The following is a 20028-nucleotide window of genomic DNA, read 5'->3' on the forward strand; positions in this document are numbered from 1 at the left end:
TAAATATTTATTTAATTGGCAAGCTATTTAAAAATTATTTACCGTGAAGAATCACTTTGTTTCAAGCAACTTCACACAAGCTACTTTTAGAAAAACGAGGCAAAGTGCAGGCTAATATTTTAATTTGTCTATCTGGCAAAGCTTGCCATCGATCGAACAAATCTTCTGCTATGGGTTGAATAGGACAAGAACTATAGGATCGAAGTTCGACTTTGAGAGTGGTTAGATTATAATCATCGCCAACTCGACATCCATAACCGACTATTTTGCCAATTTTCCCTGTGGTTTTGTGTTGAACAAGGTCGCCAATTTTAAACATAATCATAAGTCTCCTTGGTAACTGGTTATCTAAAGGCGATCGCCAATTTCAAATAAGTAAGGGCGATGTCCTCGGCTATGCTACGCAAATCGCAGCTAGGTGTAGAGAGCAGTTGGTAACTAAGGATCGTGATAAAAACAATATCTAATATATATATTGCTTTTTCAATCTCCTCTCAATGCCGACGAGGTTAGCTGACGGGCTAGGACTGAGAGATGTCCCTTTCTATTTACCGTAGAAATAAGCCCCGAAATTGGTTCCCCCGCTTCTGTATGTGACTACAGAACTAAGCTGACTGACAACTCTGGTTTTTGTTCTCGACCAGACTAAACAATTAATATGAATATGTTGTGCCAATCATATGTCAATTTTGACAGGTCTTTGAAGCAGGCATCACTTAATTACAGTCCGTATAAAGACATAATTAGCAAGGGCGTGATAATTGCCATAATTAAGTTCAAAGGTGCGCCAACTCGGAAAAAATCCCAAAATTTATAACCACCAGGACTATAAACCATTGTATTTGTTTGATAGCCAATCGGAGTCATAAAGCTATTAGAAGCTGCAAAGGTAACGGCAAACATCATTGCTATAGGATTGAGGTTGAGTGATTCAGCTACTTTGGCTGCAATAGGAATTAATAGCACCACTGAAGCATTATTAGAAAGTATTTCTGTTATCAGAGAAGTAATGACAAAGAAAAATAGCAATATCCAGTAGCCGCTTAAGTTGCCACCAACAGCCAAAATATTATCTGCCAGCCATTTAGTTGCGCCAGAGTTTTCCATTGCCGTACCTAAAGGAATTAATCCTGCTAAGAGAAATATTACGTCCCAACGCACTGCGCCATATACTTCTCCTGGCTTTAAACAACCCGTAATAATCATTAATACAACCCCAACTAATGCACTGACTAAAATTGGCAATACGTCAAACGCAGCTAGCAGAATAACTCCGAGGACAATGCCTATAGCAATCCAAGCTTTATCACGACGGACCAATTCAGGCTCTTTTTGCTCCATAACTAGTAATTCTCTGGTGGTTTGTAAACCCAGTAAACTTTGTTTCGCTCCTTGAACTAACAGCAAGTCACCAAACCGCAGACTCACTTTACCTAATCTGTCTCTAATTAGTTCTTCTCCTCGACGAATAGCTAATACTGTTAGGTTATAGCGTTGACGAAAACGCAAGTCTTTGAGGGTTGTGCCAATTAAACGGGAGTTAGATAAAATCAAAACTTCAGCAACTCCTTCATTAGCAGAATTTAGCTCTGTTTCTAAGTTTTTTTGCTTGAATTTAACATCAGGTAAAATATCCAAACCCTGCTCTGTTTTAATTTGTAATACATTTTCTGTTTTTCCCCGTACTAAGAGAATATCCTCGGCACGAATAGTTCGGCTTGTAACAGGTTGAGGTAAACGCTCTTTGTCTCGGATAATTTCTAATACATCTACCTGTGAATTACGCTGTAATTGCGCCGAACGAAAGGTACTGCCAATTAATTTGGAACTAGGGGTAACGACAACTTCGGTAACATAATCTTCTAAGCCATAGCCTTCACTAACTAAATCACTATTTGGATTTTTACGGTTGGGCAATAGACGGGGAGCAATAAAAGCCAAATAAGTCAAACCAACTAAAAAAGTAATAACACCCAACCCTGTAAACTGAAACAGATGAAATTCTCCATATCCCAAATCTTTAGAAATACCGCTGGCAAGAACATTAGTCGATGTACCAATAACGGTAATCATGCCTCCTAAAATAGTGACAAAAGATAAGGGAATTAAAAGCTTAGAAGGAGATATACCTCGCTTTCTGCACCATTCTTCCACAATCGGTAAGAATATTGCTACTACTGCCGTGTTATTAATAAATCCAGAAATAGGACCGACAAGTAATCCCATAACTAAGATCTGGCGAGTAATACTCTTGCCACCCCACTTAAGGAGTAAATCGCGAAATACTTGAATTACTCCAGTACGACTAATTCCTGCGCTGAGGATAAACATTGCCATGACGGTAATTGTGGCAGAGTTACCAAACCCAGCTATGCCTTCATCGGGAGTAACTAACCCTAAAACAATTAATACTACCGCTACACACAAAGCAGTAATGTCTACAGGTAGTAATTCAGTAATAAAACAGATTAAAGCTACAACAACTACACCTAACGTAAGAAAAATAGTCATAATTTTTAGATTTACCCCTAAGACAACTCCAGTAAGTTTGCTTTTTAAATTTGAAGATAATCATATTCTATTTATAATTAAATTGCAAAACATTTAAAACTCACAAAAATCTCCTGAGAAAATTGCATTAAGATCCAAGGGATTCAGTTAGCGATCGCCAGACTTAAAATCTCATTATTGCTTTAGCTATTAACGAATATCATTTTGATTTTTTGAAAAAAAACAGCTTTTTAGATGTTCTCTGAGAATGAAAACCACTATAGTTTGATTTATCTAGGATTGTTTTAACCCAAACTGACGTTAAAATAAAGGATTGATTATTCCAGTAACAGTTAGATAATGCAGATTAGACGTAGAAATCCTAACCCCAAAGTCAAGTCAGGAGAAGTGATATATCAATCAAAGATTCCTAATGCCGAACCAAATAATATCTTAGAAGAGATCGTTTGGCATAAAGAGGTTGAAGTTGAACAGATGCGCGATCGCCTGCCTCTAATGCAATTGCAGCAGCAGGTAAAGGATGCTTCTGCGCCTCAAAATTTTTTAGCTGCTTTGCATAATGGTAAAACTAATCCTGCTTTAATTGCCGAGGTCAAAAAAGCCTCACCTTCCAAGGGAGTAATTAGAGAAGACTTTAATCCAGTGGCGATCGCCAAAGCCTATGAAAAAGCGGGTGCAAGCTGTTTATCTGTTTTAACCGATCAAAAATTCTTCCAGGGAAGCTTCGATCATCTGAATTTAGTCAGACAGGTAGTAGACTTACCTCTGTTGTGTAAAGAATTTGTTATTTATCCTTATCAGATATATTTCGCTCGCGCTAAGGGTGCAGATGCCATACTCTTAATTGCTGCGGTGTTAGAAGATAAAGACTTAAATTACTTTGTCAAAATAACCAAAGCTTTGGGCATGACTCCTTTAATAGAAGTGCATACTCTAGAAGAGTTAGATCGAGTACTGGCGGTTGATGGGGTAGAGTTAATTGGGATTAATAATCGCAACCTAGAAGATTTTTCCGTTAGCCTTCAGACTACTAGGGATATTTTGGCAGCTAGAAAAGAAACGCTCGAACAGCGCGGTATCTTAGTCGTAAGTGAATCTGGTTTACATACCCCAGAAGACTTGAAAACGCTTAAAGCAGCAGGTGCAAAAGCAGTTTTAATTGGTGAATCTTTAGTTAAGCAAGAAAATATCGAGCAAGCAGTAGCTAATTTATTTAAGGCGTAAAAACAATAGTTAGACGAGCGACCCCCGCGCATGGTTCGACAGTTCCTTCAACAGCGCGATTATTCAAGCGGAACTAAATTCCGCGAATCTCGCGCTCAAGTCGGGGAACCCGCCCAACGGACTGTCGAACCGCGTCGGCGTAAGACGCAAGGGAATGCTCACCTAGAAAGGGAATGCGCAAGGGAGACAGTTAAAACAGTTATCAAATTGCTAAAATCAACCAGCTAAATACATGGACAGAAATAACTACAGTTAATTATTATTGACCTCTGACTTTGAGCATCAACGTTAAATTTAATTTTGTCCAACTACTTATTTAGCTATCAACAAACTCAGTTAATCTTTTAATTCCCTCTTTAATCGTGTCCATATCTGTAGCATAGGAAAAGCGAATACAATCATCCATGCCAAATGCCACACCAGGAATGGCAGCCATCTGTTTAGTTTCTAACAACTGATTACAAAAATCGAGGGATTTTTTACCAGTCTTGGAGATATCTACAAAAAGATAAAATGCACCATAGGGTTTAGGACAGCTTAAGCCAGAAATAGTATTTACTGCTGCGTGCATATAACTTCGGCGTTGAGCAAAAGCTTGAACCATTTCCTGCACACATTCTTGAGATGATTCTAATGCTGCGATCGCGCCATATTGGGCAAAGGTGCAAACATTAGAGGTACTATGCCCTTGAATTTTAGCCATTGCCTTGAGGATTTCCATTGGTGCTGCTGCATAACCTACTCGCCAGCCAGTCATGGAATGGCTTTTGGCAAAACCACTACTGGTAATGGTGCGCTTAAATATTTCCTCGTCTATCGAACCAATACTTAGATGTTGAGCATCATCATAAAGAATTTTTTCGTAGATCTCATCCGAAACCACTAAGATATCTCGCTCAACGATTATTTTAGCTAATGCTTTTACTTCATTGGGTGCGTAAACTGTCCCCGTGGGGTTAGAAGGGGAATTAAACACAAACAGCTTAGTATTAGGTGTAATAGCCTGCTCTAGCTGCTCTATGGTAATTTTATAGTCATTCTCCGCCGAAGTCTCGACAATAACAGGCGTACCTCCAGCTAGTTTAACCATTTCTGGATAGCTTAACCAATAGGGTGCAGGAATAATTACCTCATCTCCTGGCTCAATCAACACCTGCATCAGGTTAAACAAAGAAAACTTGCCACCGTTGGTAACAATAATATTGTCCGCTTCGTAATTAAGATTATTATCCTTTTTGAGTTTATTGGCGATCGCTTCTCTAAGCCTCAACTCCCCTACCGCAGCACCATAGCGAGTTTTGCCTTCATCCAAGGCAGTTTTAGCAGCTTCGCAAATATGCTTTGGTGTCGGAAAATCTGGTTCTCCTGCACTAAAGCTACAGACATCTATGCCTTTAGCTTGCATAGCTTTAGCTTTGGCAGCAATTGCCAAGGTAAGAGATGGTGATACTTGATTTACTCTTGCTGATAGTTTCATTTCGTTCAAACCCAAGTTCTGTTCCGCGCCCGATAAACTAAACTATAGTGTCTCAAAGTCTCTTGGATTTTTCTGATATCCTGGCACTTTTCTTTACATTTTTGCTTAAATTGTCAGAGAAAGAGGATTTTTCAGAGTCATAAATTTAAACTTCTTGGTTTAAGCGATCGCCTGGGGCGAACCTATAATAACCAGAACCCCTTTCATAGCCTAAACGAACTGATTAAGAATGCTACAAAAATTATGACAGAGCGTGACGCAGAATTTTTACCGCACGAATTGCTGCGGGAGTGTCTGCGTCAGAGTCAGGGAAGATACGAACTACTGAAGATACAAAACCAAATCGCTCTCTATCAATCGCGCTCCTTCAAAGTGGTAAATACGATCGCACCACGCGCTCTTGATTCTAATAATATCAATGTCCCCTATCAAAAACTCAACGAGCAGAGGAAAATCCAGCAAATTGTTAATAATGAGGCACGTATAAAGGCGATCGCGCATTCTGTGCGTCAGAGTTTGATGGCTGAAGGAATATTGGGCAATCAAAGTCAATTAATTCCGACTTTACGGCGCAAAAACCTGGATAAGTTGGCTATAATTCAAGCTCATCATTATCAACGGGGAGATGTAATCAAGTTTCAAACAGACTTGGCTCGATTTAGTAAAAACTCATATGATTCACATAGCCTCCAGTTACGGAAGGAAATATGAGGTCATTTCTATTGGGTTTGATGTCCATAGAATCTAGTAACACTTTCAGTTGTAAATTTATAGGAAACAAACGTATTTCGTAGGTTTTTGTGTGCGGTAATAGTATTCCGTTGCTGTATGCCTTGTTAATGGTATCAATCGACACCACTCCTATCTTTGCTTTGTGGTTCGAGTCATCAATGTACATATTACTTTTAGGTTGCAAAAATAATATTTACTAACCCAAAAACTAACCTAAGTTTTATTGAAGCTATTTTTGTACTGAACTACTTTTTAGTATAGAAATACTAATAGACCACATTATTTATAAATCCCCAAACAAAAAGCTTGCGTTAAGCTACGAAAACTCGTAATATTAAATTTGTGTTAATCACGGGGCGTAGCGCAGCTTGGTAGCGTACCACTTTGGGGTCATTCTGTTCTAGCTTCTGAATCTTTTTTAACGCAATGTTTTCGTGATTTACTTTGATATGGTCGCACACGATTAGCACACGACCACGATTTTTTTGCAGGCTTTATGTCAATGTAGGATTCATGCTGCAATATGATTCCATCTAGTTCCAGTGTTGATAGTACTGATTATCTGTTGACTAACATTGAATTTGGCAGCTATATCCTTTTGCAAAATATTACTTTTTAGCAATTGTTTGATTTGGATTACTTCTTTGAGAGTTAGTTTAGCGTAATGATGCTTCTCTCCTTTGGGCTGTAATCCATTTTGATAAGCGTGTATTTGCTGCTCAGATTGAGTATTCCATTCTAAGTTACACAAATTGTTATCAATCTTACAGCCATTGATATGATTCACTTGAGGTTTGTGGAATGGATTAGGTAAGAATGCTTGAGCTACAAGACGATGTATTGACCTGCTCTTTCTTTTTGCATTAAGCAATAGATGAACCTTAAAATAACCTTTATTCGTTATGCAGGGTTTCAGAACTTTCCCTTTAGCGAACTGTTTTTTTCCATTTTGCTGAGTGATAATACGGTCTAGACTTTTTACTCTACCAAAATTTGAAATTTGGTAGTAACTTTCATAATCTGGGATATCTAACCAATATTCAGTTAAGCCACTTAATTGTGGTACTAATTTTATTTTTGATATTTTTTGCATTAATCTTACTCATAACCTTAAACTTTAAAATAAATTTTATATACTTCTATTATATTTTATTCAAAAGGTTGTTGATTATAAAAATAATGTGTTTGAGGATAAAGCTTTAATGAATGTGCGTGTGGAAGAAAATCACGCTCCTCTCTTTGAAGCAAATGAAATTAGAGAGGAAGTTATTGTCACACTAAAAAATAATTCAAAGTATCAATTACCTGAAGTTCAATCTGGTAGTGATTCTGTATAAAACAATTATAGCCTACAATTTCTATCGATAAAGGATTACAGGCTATTTCAATTAATTAATTAAATAAATTATTTAGGCAGCTATCGCTACTTTTTCTTCACAGAGGTAAAACTCTTTAAAGAAATAAACATTGCCAATATTTCCAGGCATTCGAGAACTTTCAATTAATCTACATTCAGCTACTAAATCATTATCTTTTCTAGCCATCCCTATGACTTCATAAAGAGCATCACCTACATTTCTATGAACAATATCACCAGCAGAGATCTCTATTAAAGGTGTGGGCTGCTCAGGCTTTTTTATAGCAGGCTTTTTCTCTTTACGTTCTTGTGTAATAGGGATGCTGATATTTACGTCTTCTTTTAAGACTTCTTCTTCTTTTTTCTCTTGAAGAGTAAAATCTATTTTAATATTTTCTTTTGGTACTAAGTAAGCGTCCTTAATATAACTAATTTTACCAATAAAGGTTGGCATCTCAGCATTATAAATTGCTATTACTTCTAAATGAGGCACGCCATCCAATTCTTTATGAGCTAGTACTTTATATTGTTTATCTTTAATCTTGGTGGCATCAGTAGAGACAATATCACCTAACTTTGTATTTTCTATTGCGATCGCTTTAGGTAAAGGTTTACAAGCAGACTCATATTTACGCTTGCGAGTAGTGCGCCAAACTTCTCTAACTTCGCGGTGGTCTGGGTGATCGTAATCTCTCTTAAGATTAAATTTAGTAAGATGAGTGGCATCTTCTAGAGATATTTCTTCTAGTCTTAGTTCATATTTACTATCTTTGACGAATGAAGGCTTGTTACTTACAGTATATTTTGATGCAATGTCTAGGATTTTTGTAAGATAGCTACCATAAGTATCAGCCCTACCTTTTGCACTAAAGGCTACATACGCACTAGAATCATTGTGGTTAAAAATTATGTCAGCCCCAATCTTTTCAAATTCAGAAGGTTTTTTTACATCCTCAATTAATCCCTCTATATATTCGCGATCGCAGTAGAATTTGAGTTCCCAACTATGCTTGTTCATAACGTTTAGTATTCTTTGGTTCTTGCTTCATTTGTTTTACGTTTATAATTTTCTATGTAAATAAAAAGAGGATTAGAAAGGTTCTTCTTCAGGTGGTTTACAAGTCCATACACTAGAGATCTTCTATTTGGTTGAGTGAAAATGTATAGACGAAAAAACAGCCCTCAATCAAATTAATGATCGAGAGCCGTCTGATAATTATAAGTAGCTAGTCACTTTATCTACCAAAAAAGTTTACCTTCTGGCTAACTCATAGTGTTTTGGCAAGATAATAAAGTGCGGGAACTAAAATAGATTTTGCAGATCACTCTCCTAAAAGCTCTCTTCTACGCTGTTCTTTTTCTTCTTCTGCCAATCTTTGACGTAAGGCGGTATATTCATTCCAAGCTTTGTCAGCTTCTCCTCTCATGCTAGTACGATTAGCCAATTGAGCTTTTTCATCGCCCAAAATAGACATTAGTTCTTTTTTTTGGGATGGTTTGAGTTTAGTAAACCATTCTATGAATGCCCCAATCATTTGTTTTCTTGATGGATTGTTATTGTAAGCAATCACACAAGAAGGACAAGTGTAGGCAAGTCTTAAAATAGGTTGAATATCACCTTGAGATCCAAAAATTGAATCAAATTTGCCAGGAGTATCTTTACTATACATTTTATAAAATGTATCTTCATCAAATGATGAATTGATACACTCTTGACTATCTTTATTTTTAGAAGCAAGACAATCCAACATATTAGATTGACTAAAGCCGTTCTCATAAGCTATACGAGAAATCGCAACCGAACCTAGATATCCAGGTAACATTTCATTAGTTGAAACTAGCCAAGGTAATTTAGAGATAACCAGTAGATAGAAATATCGAGATTTAATACAGTTATCGACATAATAATCTGAATCTTTGCTAGTTGGGCTTACTACTTCTTTAATTCCCATTTGTTGATAATATTCTGATGAAAATACATCTTTTTGACAACTTTCAGCAACCTCAGTTAAAAAACTCATATCAACCTGTGCCATACTAGCTTTGGCTGTCGAAAGTATTGCCATACTGGTTATACAAGCTGCGATCAAGCTTTTGAATACTATGTTTTTCATTATTTTTTCTCTCCACGAAGCACACTTTCTAAATCACTTGAATTACTTTTAATTGAAGTTTTTAATTGCCAAGGTCTAGGAGCTTCTAATGCTGCTTTAAGAGCAGCATCTTTTTCAGCTTTCTCGGCTTCAATAGTAGCTAAACCTTCTTGTTCTTTTTCCTCTGCTTCAATAGCAGTTAAATCTTGTTCTTTTTCCTCTACTTCGTTAGCTTCAATAGCAGCTTGCTTTTCCTGTTCTTCTTGTATGGCAGCTTGTCTTTTTTGCTCTGCTTGAATAGCAGTTTGTTTTTCTTCTTCTTTAATTTTTGCTTCTTTTGTTCCTCGCAAAATAAAATAAGCCGTGAATGCTGTAATGACTATAGAAACTACTGCTAAAGTTGCAAGCATTATCGGTTTTTTCTTGAAAGAGTCAATTTGTGGTTTGGTCATAATTGGGATGTGTATCCAAGCGTCTGAACTATTGTTCCCAAATTCACTGCAAAATTTAAATAAAGTTAAAAAATTAAGACTATGAGCAAAAGTTAATTTCTGGTAGATCTATCGCTTTGGTTCGACAATGCTAAAGCAAGATGGTTTTTATGTTCAGATGTTCAACAGAGAAAATAGACATTATTGGCACTTCATATTTTTGTTTTTTTTATCGCCCAAATAATAGACGAGAAATTTTTACCTTGAATTATGAAAATGGATCGAACAGATTTATATTTACTACTCAAGTCAAGTGAATGCTGAAATGTGATTAAGCATTTTTACTTTGAATTTCAAAATGAATGTATTTCTCAATATTGTTTATTGAGTATTTAGACGTAATTTAACAAGCTTTTGGTAGCAATACATAGCAGTAAACACCTAATTCTAAATTAGATGTTAAATTGATTACATTTTATTTAATATCGCTAGTTTTGATAATTAAAAGCCATGTCTGGGAACTATAAAAATATTAAACTGTTTTAAATATTTTTAATTTAATGCAGAAATTTTTATATAAAGGAAATATTACATGGGAAATATTGTTGGAATTGATTTAGGAACAACCAATTCGGTTGCTGCTTTTAAATTTGCCAATCTCGAAGTGGTCACTGCGCCAGATAATCCTGCACCCGATCGCACTCTTACTCGTTCTGTGATTGCGTTGGAAAACAATCAAATTATCGTAGGAAACGATGCTTACCAAAAGCTAAAAGCCGATCCAGAGAATGTCATTATTTCGATTAAACGTCTGATTGGAAGAGGTTTTGGCGATTCTGTAGTTCAACAGCAATTAGATCGTTTTGCATATAAAATCGCTCAGTCCACAAAGGGTACAGAAAATAGTCTTTCGGTGTGGTTAGGAGGGAAAGAATACGAGCCTGAAGATATTGGTGCTGAAATTTTAAAAAAAGTAGTGCAGAATGCTCAAACTTATCAAGAACAGCAAGGACAAAGAGAAAGAATTACTAAGGCAGTGATTACTATTCCTGCTTATTTTAATGACAAACAAAGACACGCTACTCAAATAGCAGCAACTAGAGCAGGATTAGCGGGATCGGAACTTTTACCAGAGCCAACAGCAGCAGCTATTTCTTATGGATTTAAACCAGACTCCGACGATGTAAAAACTATTTTGGTTTATGACTTTGGTGGTGGTACTTTTGACTCATCTATAGTAACTGCTGCTGGCAATCAATTTATTGAATCTGGTAAAGCAGGTGATTTATGGCTTGGTGGAGATGATATAGACGATCGCCTAATCGATTTTGTTAAACAGCAGGTAGCAGAAACAGAAGATTTAGATGATATTGATGGCTTAATTGCTAAGATGCCGCATTATCAGAGAGTTCGTTTTTTGGGCGATCTAAAAATGGCTGTAGAACAAGCCAAAATTCTGTTAAGTAGCAATTCTACAGCTAAAATTATGCCTTCTACTCCTCTACTAGATGATTTAGGAATGGCTATATCTATTGATGTAGAGATTACCCGCGAACAGTTTGAGAGCATAATTTTACCCCTGGTGGAACGTTCTATTTCCGTCTGTAAAAATGCGATTAAGTATTCTGACTATCCAGAGGACATGATTGATGTTGTATTACTGGTAGGTGGTTCATCACAAATTCCTTTGGTACAGCGAAAAGTTAAATTAGCCTTTGGTGCAGAAAGAGTAGTAGTTCATCCACGCCCCATGTATGCCGTGGCTGAAGGTGCTGCTATTCAAGCTGCTGGGTTGGTAGAAAAGGTTGGTACGGTTTCTCGCGACTATTGTATTGAATTAGTTAACGATCCCAGACACAAACTTATTGAACAAGGAGATATTCTTCCAGTCAAAACTACTCATACTTTTAGAACAGAAGCAGATGGACAAAGCTTAATTCACTTTAAGTTTTATAGTCCTGATAATGTCAACAAGCGAGATGATGAGCGAATTGGGGATATGTGGTTAGCATTGGATAAAGCTTATTCTAAAGGAACAGAGATTTTGGTAACAGCAGAGTTGGATGAGAAAAATGGCTCACTTCAAACTACAGCTATTTTGAAAAACGATCCTTCTGTCAAAGTTAGCTGTTCTCTATCAACTGGCGGAGAAGATGAAAGTATTTCTCGCGACGTAGAAGAGACTATTAAACAATTGAATCAAGAGGGCAATTTAACTGAACATGGAGTTCAGGAAGTCTATCGCATTGCTGGAGAAACAGTTAGGGCTGCTAATCAAATTAAAACTCAAGATGGAAAAATAGAGGAAGATCGAGCTAATGCAGCAAAAGAAAAATCGCAAGAGTTAAAAAGATTTGCTGACGACGATTACGATACTGCGGAATTTTTTATCAGATACTTTAAATTTATTACAGAAGAATGTGATTTTCTACTTCCCTCAAGTCAGAAAGCGCGACTAGAAACTCTGTCTAGAGATTTGAAAAATGCAGTTTCTAGAAATGCTAAGGGTGATATACACAAACTTTGCGAAGATGCTAAACGAGAGTTAGATAATCTTCCTGAAAAAGTCTCGCTAATCCTGGCTTGTCGTGATGGAGTGTCGAGAGCGCATCAAATCGAACCAAACAAAGCCAGAGTATTGGCTGGGAAATTCTCTCAAATGATTGATGCTCTAAGACGTGAGGAAGGCTACGAAGCTCAAAAACTGTTTGAAGAGTTAGCAGAAGGTATTCGTCCTTATTGGGATCGAGAGCTTCCTACTTCTAACAACAGCATTGCTACAGGATTAACCCGATAACTATGCCCCCTAAATCCCCCAACATTGGGGGACTTAGATAATATTTTTCGTTCTTCACATCTTAAAAGAATCATGTCAGTAAAGTTAACCTGTCCTGTTTGCGATCGCTCGCAGATCGAAGACAATACTTGTCCTAATTGCGAAACTAATCTTTCTACTTATCGAATGCTGGCAGAATTACCAGTAGAAACACCCGTAGAAAGAAAAGAACAAAAGCGAACTATTCCTTTGTGGTTACCTGTGGGTGTAGCCATTTTATTTCTGCTACTGGGTATTGGCTTAGGATTTGCAGGTAATTCTGTTATTGCCAAACAACAGCCAAAAACTACACCAACTTCTACCACTGCTTCTAATCAAACATCCGAAACCAAAGCAGATCAATTAGTCGTATCTCCTACCGTTGTGGAAAAGCCTCAAGGAGTAGAAAAGTCTGAATCAAAATCCTGTGGCGGCTTTAACTACGTAGTGAGAAAAGGAGATTCTTTATCCTTAATTGCTTCGCGTCTTTATGGAGACATTAACTCTTGGTCATTAATTAGTAAAGCTAATCCAGCAATACAAGGTCGAGAAAGTTCGATAGAAATTGGAGAATTATTATTTGTACCTAATCTTAAGAACAATTGCCAAAACATTTAATTACTCAAAGACTTTTCAGTGTTTATACGCAATAAAGATCTGTAATATCTGAATTAATTTCTCTAATTAAACTTCTAAAAGAATTAAGCGTATGCCATTTTTACTTTTTCTTATTATTTTAATAGGCTTAGGTAGCTTCATATTCATCCAATATCGAAAGCACCATAAAGCTAATGAACTTTATATTGAAGCCAAAGAATTAGAAACGAAAGATACTAGAAGTCCTTACGATACAACTAAGCTTAAACAAGTTCTTACACTATATAAGCAGTGCAGTAAATTAGTTAATAAACCCGAATTTGTCAAAGCTGCAAATCAATGTCAGCAAAAAATAGACGATTGCCAAAGATTTCAGCAACTAGTAGCTGAAGGTAGAAAAAAAGCTAAAAGAAATTATTTTAGAGAAGCATTACGTGATTTTACGCAAGCCAAGAAACTTTTTTCCACCACTGAATTAGAAAGCGAAATATCTAAATGTCAGGAAAGTATTAAGCACCAAAAAAAGTATGAAAGGGTTTTAAAACAGTCCGCTCAAATAGCTAGACAAGGACAATTTAAAGAAGCAATTGATTTACTTATACCTGCACTCGATAAATTTCCTCGTGAAGATGGGCAACACTTACTAAGTAAATTACGACAAGTAATACGAGCCAAAGACTTATATAAATTGGGGTTGATTGCAGAAAATAAAGCTCAACTTCAAGAAGCGATCGCCAATTACAAACAAGCATTAGATCTATTACCAGAATTTACTGAATGCAAAATTAGGCTGGCTATTATTGTTGTTAAACAAAAACCCAAACAAACAATTTCTTATTTAGAAAGAATAGAGGGAGAACAAGCAGCTTATATTCGTGGTTTTGCTCATATTCAATTGGGAAACTGGCAGCAAGCAGATAGAGAATGGCAGTCTATTTCTAAAGTCAGTATAGAAATAGTTCAGCGTCCTATTCTTAAACGTTTGGCAGAATGCGATCGCTTATTACAAATTAAAGAAATTGAATCTACGGTTGATAATAACAACGTTGAGATAGCTAAAAAACTTAGTTTAGAATTTATCAACAAGTTTGGCTCAGAACCTACAGTAAAGCAAAACTTAGAAAATTATATCCAACCTTTTTTAGATCGTCAGATTTGGAAAAGTCAAAACTGGCAAGAAATAGCTGCAAAAACCGAACAAATTTGGTTAGAACAACAGGATATTAACTCTTTGCACAATTGGGCGATCGCTAGCTACTATCTTTCTCAAACAGATTCCAGTAAGTTAGATTATTTCATTATTGCTTGGTCAACAGCTTTAGCAAATATAGAGTTCAATCCTACACTACAAGACATTCCTTGGTTGGGAAATAACTCCATAGATATAAAAGATATTTTTGCCAAACTAAAACAAATACTGGAAAATGCGATCGATGCTGTAAAAGATGAGGATATTAATAAGTATCTTAAACTACGAGATATTTATCGTCGAGACATGGTGACATTATCTTTAATTCAGCAGAATGATTGTGGGATGAGAATTAAGCAGCAATTGTTTATTCTTCCTGGCTGTTACCAGCGTTTTTGCGATCGCTTTCCCGAAATCAAATTTCCTGTTCAAATCTTGGGCGCACTATACACAGATTGGGGATTGGCTGTAGCAGCTTGTCACGACGGAGATACAGCCCGTGCTATTAAAATTAAACCTAGCAAAAATCCATCTTCCGTTGCCGATCGCTTTGCTAGTTGCTTTGTCGCCTACCATGAAGGTTGTTATTATCTGCAAAATCTAGAATGGCGTGAAGCAATTAAATCTCTTCAGCAAGCTCAATCTGAGATTAAAGTTAAGTCTGTTTGGTCTAAAGAAATAGATAAACTTTGTGAATTACAGCGTAAGAAAATAGATGATTTTGAAGAACATCTAGAATTTAGTCAATTCTGGTACGAACTTATAAATAGTCAAGCTGCTAAAAGTTATTTTGCTGAAAAAAAAGCTATACAAGTCGGTATAAAACTGGACGACAAAAAAATTAGTCCCGAACAAGGACTAAAAGAATTGAAAGAAGTAGCAAGTATCGATCCAAATAATTCTTTTATTCTCGATTTGATACAAAGAGTAGATATATCAATCGAAGCGGAAAAAATTGATCGTTTAATAAAACAAGGACAATTTAGTGATGCAATTATGGTAGCAAAACGATCTCGCCATGAAAAAATCCGCTTTAGACTTGCTGAGATGTGTATAGACTTACTGCTCGAAGGTGCTAAAAATCGTAGTTTGAACTTTGAAACTATGCACCAACTTGGACGATGGGCTTATGAACTTTGCCCACGCGAACCAGCATTTCAACCGATTTATAGCCAATTAGGAATTTATTAAAGAGAAAATCAATGAACAAATCGCCTGCACCAAACCCTTATGATGTTTTGGAAGTATCCCCTGGAGCATCCAACAAAGAAATTACTGTAGCCTTTGCCATGGCAATGAAGCGTCGTAAATATCCTCCTGATGCGATCGCTCTTGCTCGTAAAAGTTTAATGAATCCTGAAGAGAGAATCATCGCTAATTATCTGCGCCCTCTCATTGGTAATGTTAAACGTTTTAAACGCAGCGATTTTTCGGCTTTGAATACACCAGCACCCAAACTAGAATTTTTATCAGAATTTGATGGTTTGGAACAGGCGATCGCAGATAGCAATAAAGTATCACAAAGCGATCGACGATTGGGGGCAGTATTATTTGCAGATTCTCCTATTTAGACAAAAACCACTCAAGATAATACTTTTACCAAAACCTCTACTATGACTACTAATCAATTACCAGCTTTAAAACTAAACGATGAACAGAGAAATCAACTTCAACAGGAATTAGGAACTCTGCTTAAAGAAAAAATGTCTCTCAAGCAAACTATACAGCAACAAGGGGAAAAAGCAACATCAGAAAAAGAAGAACTATTTCTAGAATTGCTAGAAGTTTTCGATGCTCTGGAATTTTTTCTTAATTACATTGAAGAAAATCCCGATCCCAATCCCAAATTTTTTAAGCGTTTACCAAAATCTTTGGGAACTATTCAGAAAAAGCTACTCAATATTCTTGAGCGCAGACAAGTAGAGCCAATTGAGTTTCAAAATACTAAACCTGACTATAGTATTTGCCAAGTAGTCGATCGCGAAGAGAGAGAAGATATTGAGGAGCAAACAATTACGAAAGTAGTTCGTCAAGGATTTCGAGTGGAAGATAAAGTTTTACGTCCTATTGAAGTTATTACGTCTAAAAAACCATAAAGTTGAATCTACAATCTTTAGAAGTTATTTAGTAAAATTTGACGCTTAATTTTTGGGTTTAACTAATTAAATTAACTGAGTATTTATTAAAAGCAGAATCAACAGATATGATGGGTATCTCCTCTGCTATAGATTGAGCAATAATGAGGCGGTCAAATGGATCTCTGTGATGAAAAGGCAGAGTAGCATTAATCCTTAGATGCTTTAGTTCAATATTGAGTAACTGTATAGTGCTAGTAGCAACTTCTCTATCGACAAATTCTTCGTAGTTAGGGTCTAACGTTAGCTTGCCTAAGTTAAATTTAATCGACATTTCTCAAAGGCTAGCTACACTCAAGTAACTAACATTGCTTGTATCTTCGATTAGATCCTTGAGATGGTTGCTTAGTTTGGGATAATCATTTACGAACCAAAGGAATGTATGCGTATCTAGTAAAAGTTTCATTCCATATATTCCCTGAAGTCTTCTAAAGGTTCATCGAAATCACTACTCATCTGTACTTTTCCTTTGGCACTACCTCTTTTTAGGGGGCGTTGCATAGAGACTATAGGAGAAATTTTAGCCACTGGTTTATTATCTTGAGTAATAACAATCTCTTCGCCTTTAATAGCAAGATCTAAGAGTTTAGATAAATCTGCCTTCGCTTGGGTTATATCTAGTTGTGTCATGGTATTAATTTAACTTTCTACCCTCGTTCAAAGAGATCTACTAACAGTAATAGAGCGATCGCAACAACTAAAAAATAAGTTGGATATTGATAGGCAGGAACGATGATTGTTGATGCGAGTATTATTTTCATAATTTTTGGTTGACTATTTAGTCAAGTTTTGAGTATTTAAAAAAAGTAGTGTAGTTAGATGTAATTATCAGGTTCGCTCTGGCTAACCCATACTGATTTAATACACCAACTAGAGCCGTATCCTTTTTCTTGCAGGCGTTTTGCAATGTACTTATAGTCTGTACCTCCACAAGGTAAATACACTTTACAATGAGGGATATCTTCAAAGTGAATAATTTTAGTATCTACAGGTACTAGACGATGACAGTCTGTTTCTATTTGCGCTCTGGTGGCTATTTCACAGCTTATTGAAACTAAGACTGGACGGTCATCTTTGTTAGCGTTGTATATTTTTTTGAATGTAGTCATAGTAGTAGTTGATGTTTTAGTCAAATTAATAAACAAATAAAAAAAGACTGCCACTCAAATTAATGAATGACAGTCTTATTTCTTTCCGACTTTTATATTGACTTTCGGCAGGTCAAATAGGTGAGGTTAAGGTATTTAATCAATCTTCATTTCCATTGAATTAATAATTGATTGGTGAGGCGCAGTACCAATAATGTTTGCTATTTTCTGCATAGCAATCACTTTATGCAACTTAATGTCTGCGATCAAAGAATTAGCATCTACTAAAGGGTTAATAGTGTTTAGCATTTTGGTTAGGTGTCTTTCAGCCAATAGGGGATCGCCGTCATCAAAGACATTCCTCACGCTATTGATCATGAAACACGCTGTTAAGTACATATTCAACATAGTTTTCCCCTTCTCCTCTGTATAGTCGCCCAGAGGATGATGGTAAGCCTCATCGGATTTTAAGGTAAGGGATTGATTAAGAGCTACTTTTAGCCCCTCTTGTCTTTCATCTAAAGGGATACCCAAGCTATCTGTTAGGCTATTGTAGTTAATCATAAATTCTCCTTTCACCTTAGTAGCCTTCATCTCAAAAGGTTCTTGCATTTCTTCTAAGATAAATTTAAGGATTACCGTCTCATTATTTTTTACCTTTAGACTGGCTGCCTGAAAATATAAGTCCATACCAAATTCAGCCGATACTTTTTCAGTAAATTCTTCGGGTTTTAAGTGTTTGTATTTGACCGCTACTTTATCTTGAACTTGCTGCGTTATATCTTTTTGACTGATAGTTATTGTCTTCATTAATTTACTAATTTATGGTTTTCTATATAATTTTTAATTAATTGCCTCAGAGCTTTACTAAGCGTCGTGCCGTTGAGTTCTGCCGTATCTTTAAACTGATACCACAAATTAAGTTCGATTCTGAAGTTTCTGGTTATTTTATTGTTTTTAGTCATGCTACCTGCTCTATTTCCCTACTCATTTCTAAATGAAGTGGCGACATTATCTCAGTACCCTCATTTTCACAAGCAATCTGATTGAATTCGCCCTGATACTTTAGCCTCTGGTTCTCTCTCTTTAATTATTCGACTCTTAGTATTAATTCAGCAGTTTGATTAGCCTCTCTACCGTCACTAGGTAAATTTGAATCTTGGTATATTAGACCAGCTATATATTGATTCAGAGATAAATTATCGACATTGGCTTTTTTTTCTATTAATATCTTTACCGAGCCACCTATATATACCCCTATCGAATGATCATTTCTGGTCGCCATATTCATGTTGATAATTTGTTCGTTGATTATAACAAGAATTATTTAATTTTGTGGTGCTAAAAATTAAAAATATTATATATAATAAAAAAGTCAGAGACAATTAAGTTTCCGACTCCCCTAGGTACCTATTAATTTAATAATTATGTACGATAATTCTAACATTTCAAATCATTTAAGTGCGCTATTAAACACTATTAAAAGTGAATTATCAATAGTAGATGAAATTAAGGGTACGACTGCGATCTCTTTATCTGGTACTGAAAGATGTTTAAAAGTACCCATCTATCAACTCAGTAGAGATTTAAATAAAGAAATATCACATAACTTAGATACCTTTGCATTTTCTGACTTTTCGTTAGCTGAAAAGCTTACTCTACATGGCTTTAACCCCTTTGCATTTTTTCAAGGAAATGGAGTAGCAGCACAGATACCCGATATAGCATTTGGAATAATTGCTAATCATTATGCAACTAAACTAGGTAAAGACTATACCGATCACTGCCAGATGGTAGCAACGGCTCTTATTGCTAGTGGGGCTAGAAAATTATTTAGACAGGTTTTAGGCTGGAAACAAGATCGACAAATTAACTCCATAGAAGAACAATTAAAAGTAGCCAAATTTATCGGAAACGAGATTGAAGCTAAATTTAATAATTCTGGTATTGGTAAACAATTAGCTTTAAAAATATATAGTATTGTTGCTCCTAATAAATTTTTACCCATCCTAGAAGAGGCTAAAATGCTATTAGCTGAAGCGAATGCTGTCGATAGTAAAAATCTTTATACTGCAACTAATATTTTCCACGAATTAGTAGAGCGAGGTTTTGTTCAATATAATACTGCCCGTAAAGTTAATAATCTGTTAGAAAAACTTGGATTACAAACTAAGCCTAAGAAGAATTGGATAGCTACTAATAAGGCTAAAAATCTAGACCTTTGTTCAGAAATGGAAATTACTGCTTCCTTTAAGCAGAAAGATAATAAATGGGTCGGCAAACAGCTACGCTGGAAACAACCTGTTATTAACTATATTGCTGCCGAACTAGAAGACAATATTAATATAGCTTCTTAATTCAATAACTACACAAACAATA

Annotated in this window: 21 protein-coding genes, 1 pseudogene and 1 riboswitch; of the genes and pseudogenes, 9 read left to right on the forward strand and 13 right to left on the reverse strand. The window is 36.0% G+C overall.

Annotated features, from left to right (window positions below):
- Positions 1-61 precede the first annotated feature (61 nt).
- Both SLP02_RS05785 and SLP02_RS05790 read right to left on the reverse strand, forming a co-directional pair.
- Positions 62-319, reverse strand: coding sequence for a hypothetical protein (locus tag SLP02_RS05785; protein ID WP_319419703.1), 258 nt, complete (start codon positions 317-319; stop codon positions 62-64).
- A gap of 164 nt (positions 320-483) precedes the next feature.
- A riboswitch (cyclic di-AMP (ydaO/yuaA leader) is annotated at positions 484-622 on the reverse strand.
- A gap of 98 nt (positions 623-720) precedes the next feature.
- Positions 721-2511 carry an SLC13 family permease gene (locus tag SLP02_RS05790; RefSeq protein ID WP_319419704.1) on the reverse strand — a complete coding sequence of 597 codons (1791 nt, stop codon included), beginning with the start codon at positions 2509-2511 and terminating at the stop codon, positions 721-723.
- Between the two features lie 339 nt (positions 2512-2850).
- On the opposite strand from SLP02_RS05790, the gene trpC reads away from it, so the two are divergent.
- Positions 2851-3735, forward strand: coding sequence for an indole-3-glycerol phosphate synthase TrpC (gene trpC / locus SLP02_RS05795; RefSeq protein ID WP_319419705.1), 885 nt, complete (start codon positions 2851-2853; stop codon positions 3733-3735).
- 316 nt (positions 3736-4051) lie between these two features.
- On the opposite strand, the gene SLP02_RS05800 is transcribed toward trpC, so the two are convergent.
- Positions 4052-5212, reverse strand: coding sequence for a pyridoxal phosphate-dependent aminotransferase (locus tag SLP02_RS05800; RefSeq protein WP_319419706.1), 1161 nt, complete (start codon positions 5210-5212; stop codon positions 4052-4054).
- Between the two features lie 243 nt (positions 5213-5455).
- Here SLP02_RS05800 and SLP02_RS05805 point away from each other — a divergent pair, with 243 nt between their 5' ends.
- Positions 5456-5923 (forward strand): hypothetical protein, encoded by a 468-nt coding sequence (locus tag SLP02_RS05805; RefSeq protein ID WP_319419707.1) that lies wholly within the window; start codon positions 5456-5458, stop codon positions 5921-5923.
- Between the two features lie 532 nt (positions 5924-6455).
- Here the strand turns inward: SLP02_RS05805 and SLP02_RS05810 are convergent.
- The gene (locus tag SLP02_RS05810; RefSeq protein ID WP_319419708.1) at positions 6456-7037 is read right to left on the reverse strand and encodes an NUMOD4 domain-containing protein; all 582 of its coding nucleotides are present in this window, start codon (positions 7035-7037) and stop codon (positions 6456-6458) included.
- An 88-nt stretch (positions 7038-7125) separates the two neighbouring features.
- Here SLP02_RS05810 and SLP02_RS05815 point away from each other — a divergent pair, with 88 nt between their 5' ends.
- Entirely contained in the window at positions 7126-7281 is a 156-nt protein-coding gene (locus tag SLP02_RS05815; RefSeq protein WP_319419709.1) for a hypothetical protein, read from the forward strand.
- 72 nt (positions 7282-7353) lie between these two features.
- Here SLP02_RS05815 and SLP02_RS05820 read toward each other — a convergent pair whose 3' ends face one another.
- From SLP02_RS05820 to SLP02_RS05830, 3 genes are all read right to left on the reverse strand, one after another.
- Entirely contained in the window at positions 7354-8319 is a 966-nt protein-coding gene (locus SLP02_RS05820) for a hypothetical protein (RefSeq protein WP_319419710.1), read from the reverse strand.
- Positions 8320-8623: 304 nt separating this feature from the next.
- On the reverse strand, positions 8624-9415 hold the full coding sequence (locus SLP02_RS05825) for a hypothetical protein (protein ID WP_319419711.1): 792 nt from the start codon (positions 9413-9415) through the stop codon (positions 8624-8626).
- Positions 9415-9804, reverse strand: a complete 390-nt coding sequence (locus SLP02_RS05830; RefSeq protein ID WP_319419712.1) for a hypothetical protein — start codon at positions 9802-9804, stop codon at positions 9415-9417. Before SLP02_RS05830 ends, SLP02_RS05825 begins: the two co-directional genes overlap by 1 nt.
- Positions 9805-10417: 613 nt before the next feature.
- On the opposite strand from SLP02_RS05830, the gene SLP02_RS05835 reads away from it, so the two are divergent.
- The 5 genes from SLP02_RS05835 (at position 10418) to SLP02_RS05855 (ending at position 16522) form a co-directional block, all read left to right on the forward strand.
- The gene (locus tag SLP02_RS05835; RefSeq protein ID WP_319419713.1) at positions 10418-12622 is read left to right on the forward strand and encodes an Hsp70 family protein; all 2205 of its coding nucleotides are present in this window, start codon (positions 10418-10420) and stop codon (positions 12620-12622) included.
- Positions 12623-12694: 72 nt separating this feature from the next.
- Positions 12695-13258: a LysM peptidoglycan-binding domain-containing protein gene (locus SLP02_RS05840; RefSeq protein WP_319419714.1), complete on the forward strand. Its 564-nt coding sequence runs from the start codon at positions 12695-12697 to the stop codon at positions 13256-13258.
- Between the two features lie 91 nt (positions 13259-13349).
- Positions 13350-15617: a tetratricopeptide repeat protein gene (locus SLP02_RS05845; RefSeq protein WP_319419715.1), complete on the forward strand. Its 2268-nt coding sequence runs from the start codon at positions 13350-13352 to the stop codon at positions 15615-15617.
- An 11-nt stretch (positions 15618-15628) separates the two neighbouring features.
- Complete coding sequence (locus tag SLP02_RS05850; protein ID WP_319419716.1) at positions 15629-15997, forward strand: hypothetical protein; 369 nt, start codon at positions 15629-15631, stop codon at positions 15995-15997.
- A gap of 42 nt (positions 15998-16039) precedes the next feature.
- The gene (locus tag SLP02_RS05855; RefSeq protein ID WP_319419717.1) at positions 16040-16522 is read left to right on the forward strand and encodes a nucleotide exchange factor GrpE; all 483 of its coding nucleotides are present in this window, start codon (positions 16040-16042) and stop codon (positions 16520-16522) included.
- A gap of 58 nt (positions 16523-16580) precedes the next feature.
- On the opposite strand, the pseudogene SLP02_RS05860 reads toward SLP02_RS05855, so the two are convergent.
- The 6 genes and pseudogenes from SLP02_RS05860 to SLP02_RS05885 form a co-directional block, all read right to left on the reverse strand.
- Positions 16581-16967 (reverse strand): annotated as a pseudogene (locus tag SLP02_RS05860) (type II toxin-antitoxin system VapC family toxin).
- Complete coding sequence (locus SLP02_RS05865) at positions 16964-17191, reverse strand: type II toxin-antitoxin system Phd/YefM family antitoxin (RefSeq protein WP_319419719.1); 228 nt, start codon at positions 17189-17191, stop codon at positions 16964-16966. The pseudogene SLP02_RS05860 and the gene SLP02_RS05865 overlap by 4 nt, the downstream one beginning before the upstream one ends.
- Before the next feature lie 185 nt (positions 17192-17376).
- Positions 17377-17670 carry a hypothetical protein gene (locus tag SLP02_RS05870; RefSeq protein ID WP_319419720.1) on the reverse strand — a complete coding sequence of 98 codons (294 nt, stop codon included), beginning with the start codon at positions 17668-17670 and terminating at the stop codon, positions 17377-17379.
- Between the two features lie 135 nt (positions 17671-17805).
- Positions 17806-18459 (reverse strand): hypothetical protein, encoded by a 654-nt coding sequence (locus SLP02_RS05875; RefSeq protein ID WP_319419721.1) that lies wholly within the window; start codon positions 18457-18459, stop codon positions 17806-17808.
- Complete coding sequence (locus tag SLP02_RS05880; RefSeq protein ID WP_319419722.1) at positions 18459-18614, reverse strand: hypothetical protein; 156 nt, start codon at positions 18612-18614, stop codon at positions 18459-18461. Before SLP02_RS05880 ends, SLP02_RS05875 begins: the two co-directional genes overlap by 1 nt.
- 125 nt (positions 18615-18739) lie before the next feature.
- Complete coding sequence (locus SLP02_RS05885) at positions 18740-18934, reverse strand: hypothetical protein (RefSeq protein ID WP_319419723.1); 195 nt, start codon at positions 18932-18934, stop codon at positions 18740-18742.
- Positions 18935-19076: 142 nt separating this feature from the next.
- Between SLP02_RS05885 and SLP02_RS05890 the strand changes: the two genes are divergently transcribed.
- Positions 19077-20006, forward strand: a complete 930-nt coding sequence (locus tag SLP02_RS05890; protein WP_319419724.1) for a hypothetical protein — start codon at positions 19077-19079, stop codon at positions 20004-20006.
- Positions 20007-20028 lie beyond the last annotated feature (22 nt).

Source organism: Pleurocapsa sp. FMAR1, from assembly GCF_963665995.1.
Classification (GTDB): Bacteria; Cyanobacteriota; Cyanobacteriia; order Cyanobacteriales; family Xenococcaceae; genus Waterburya.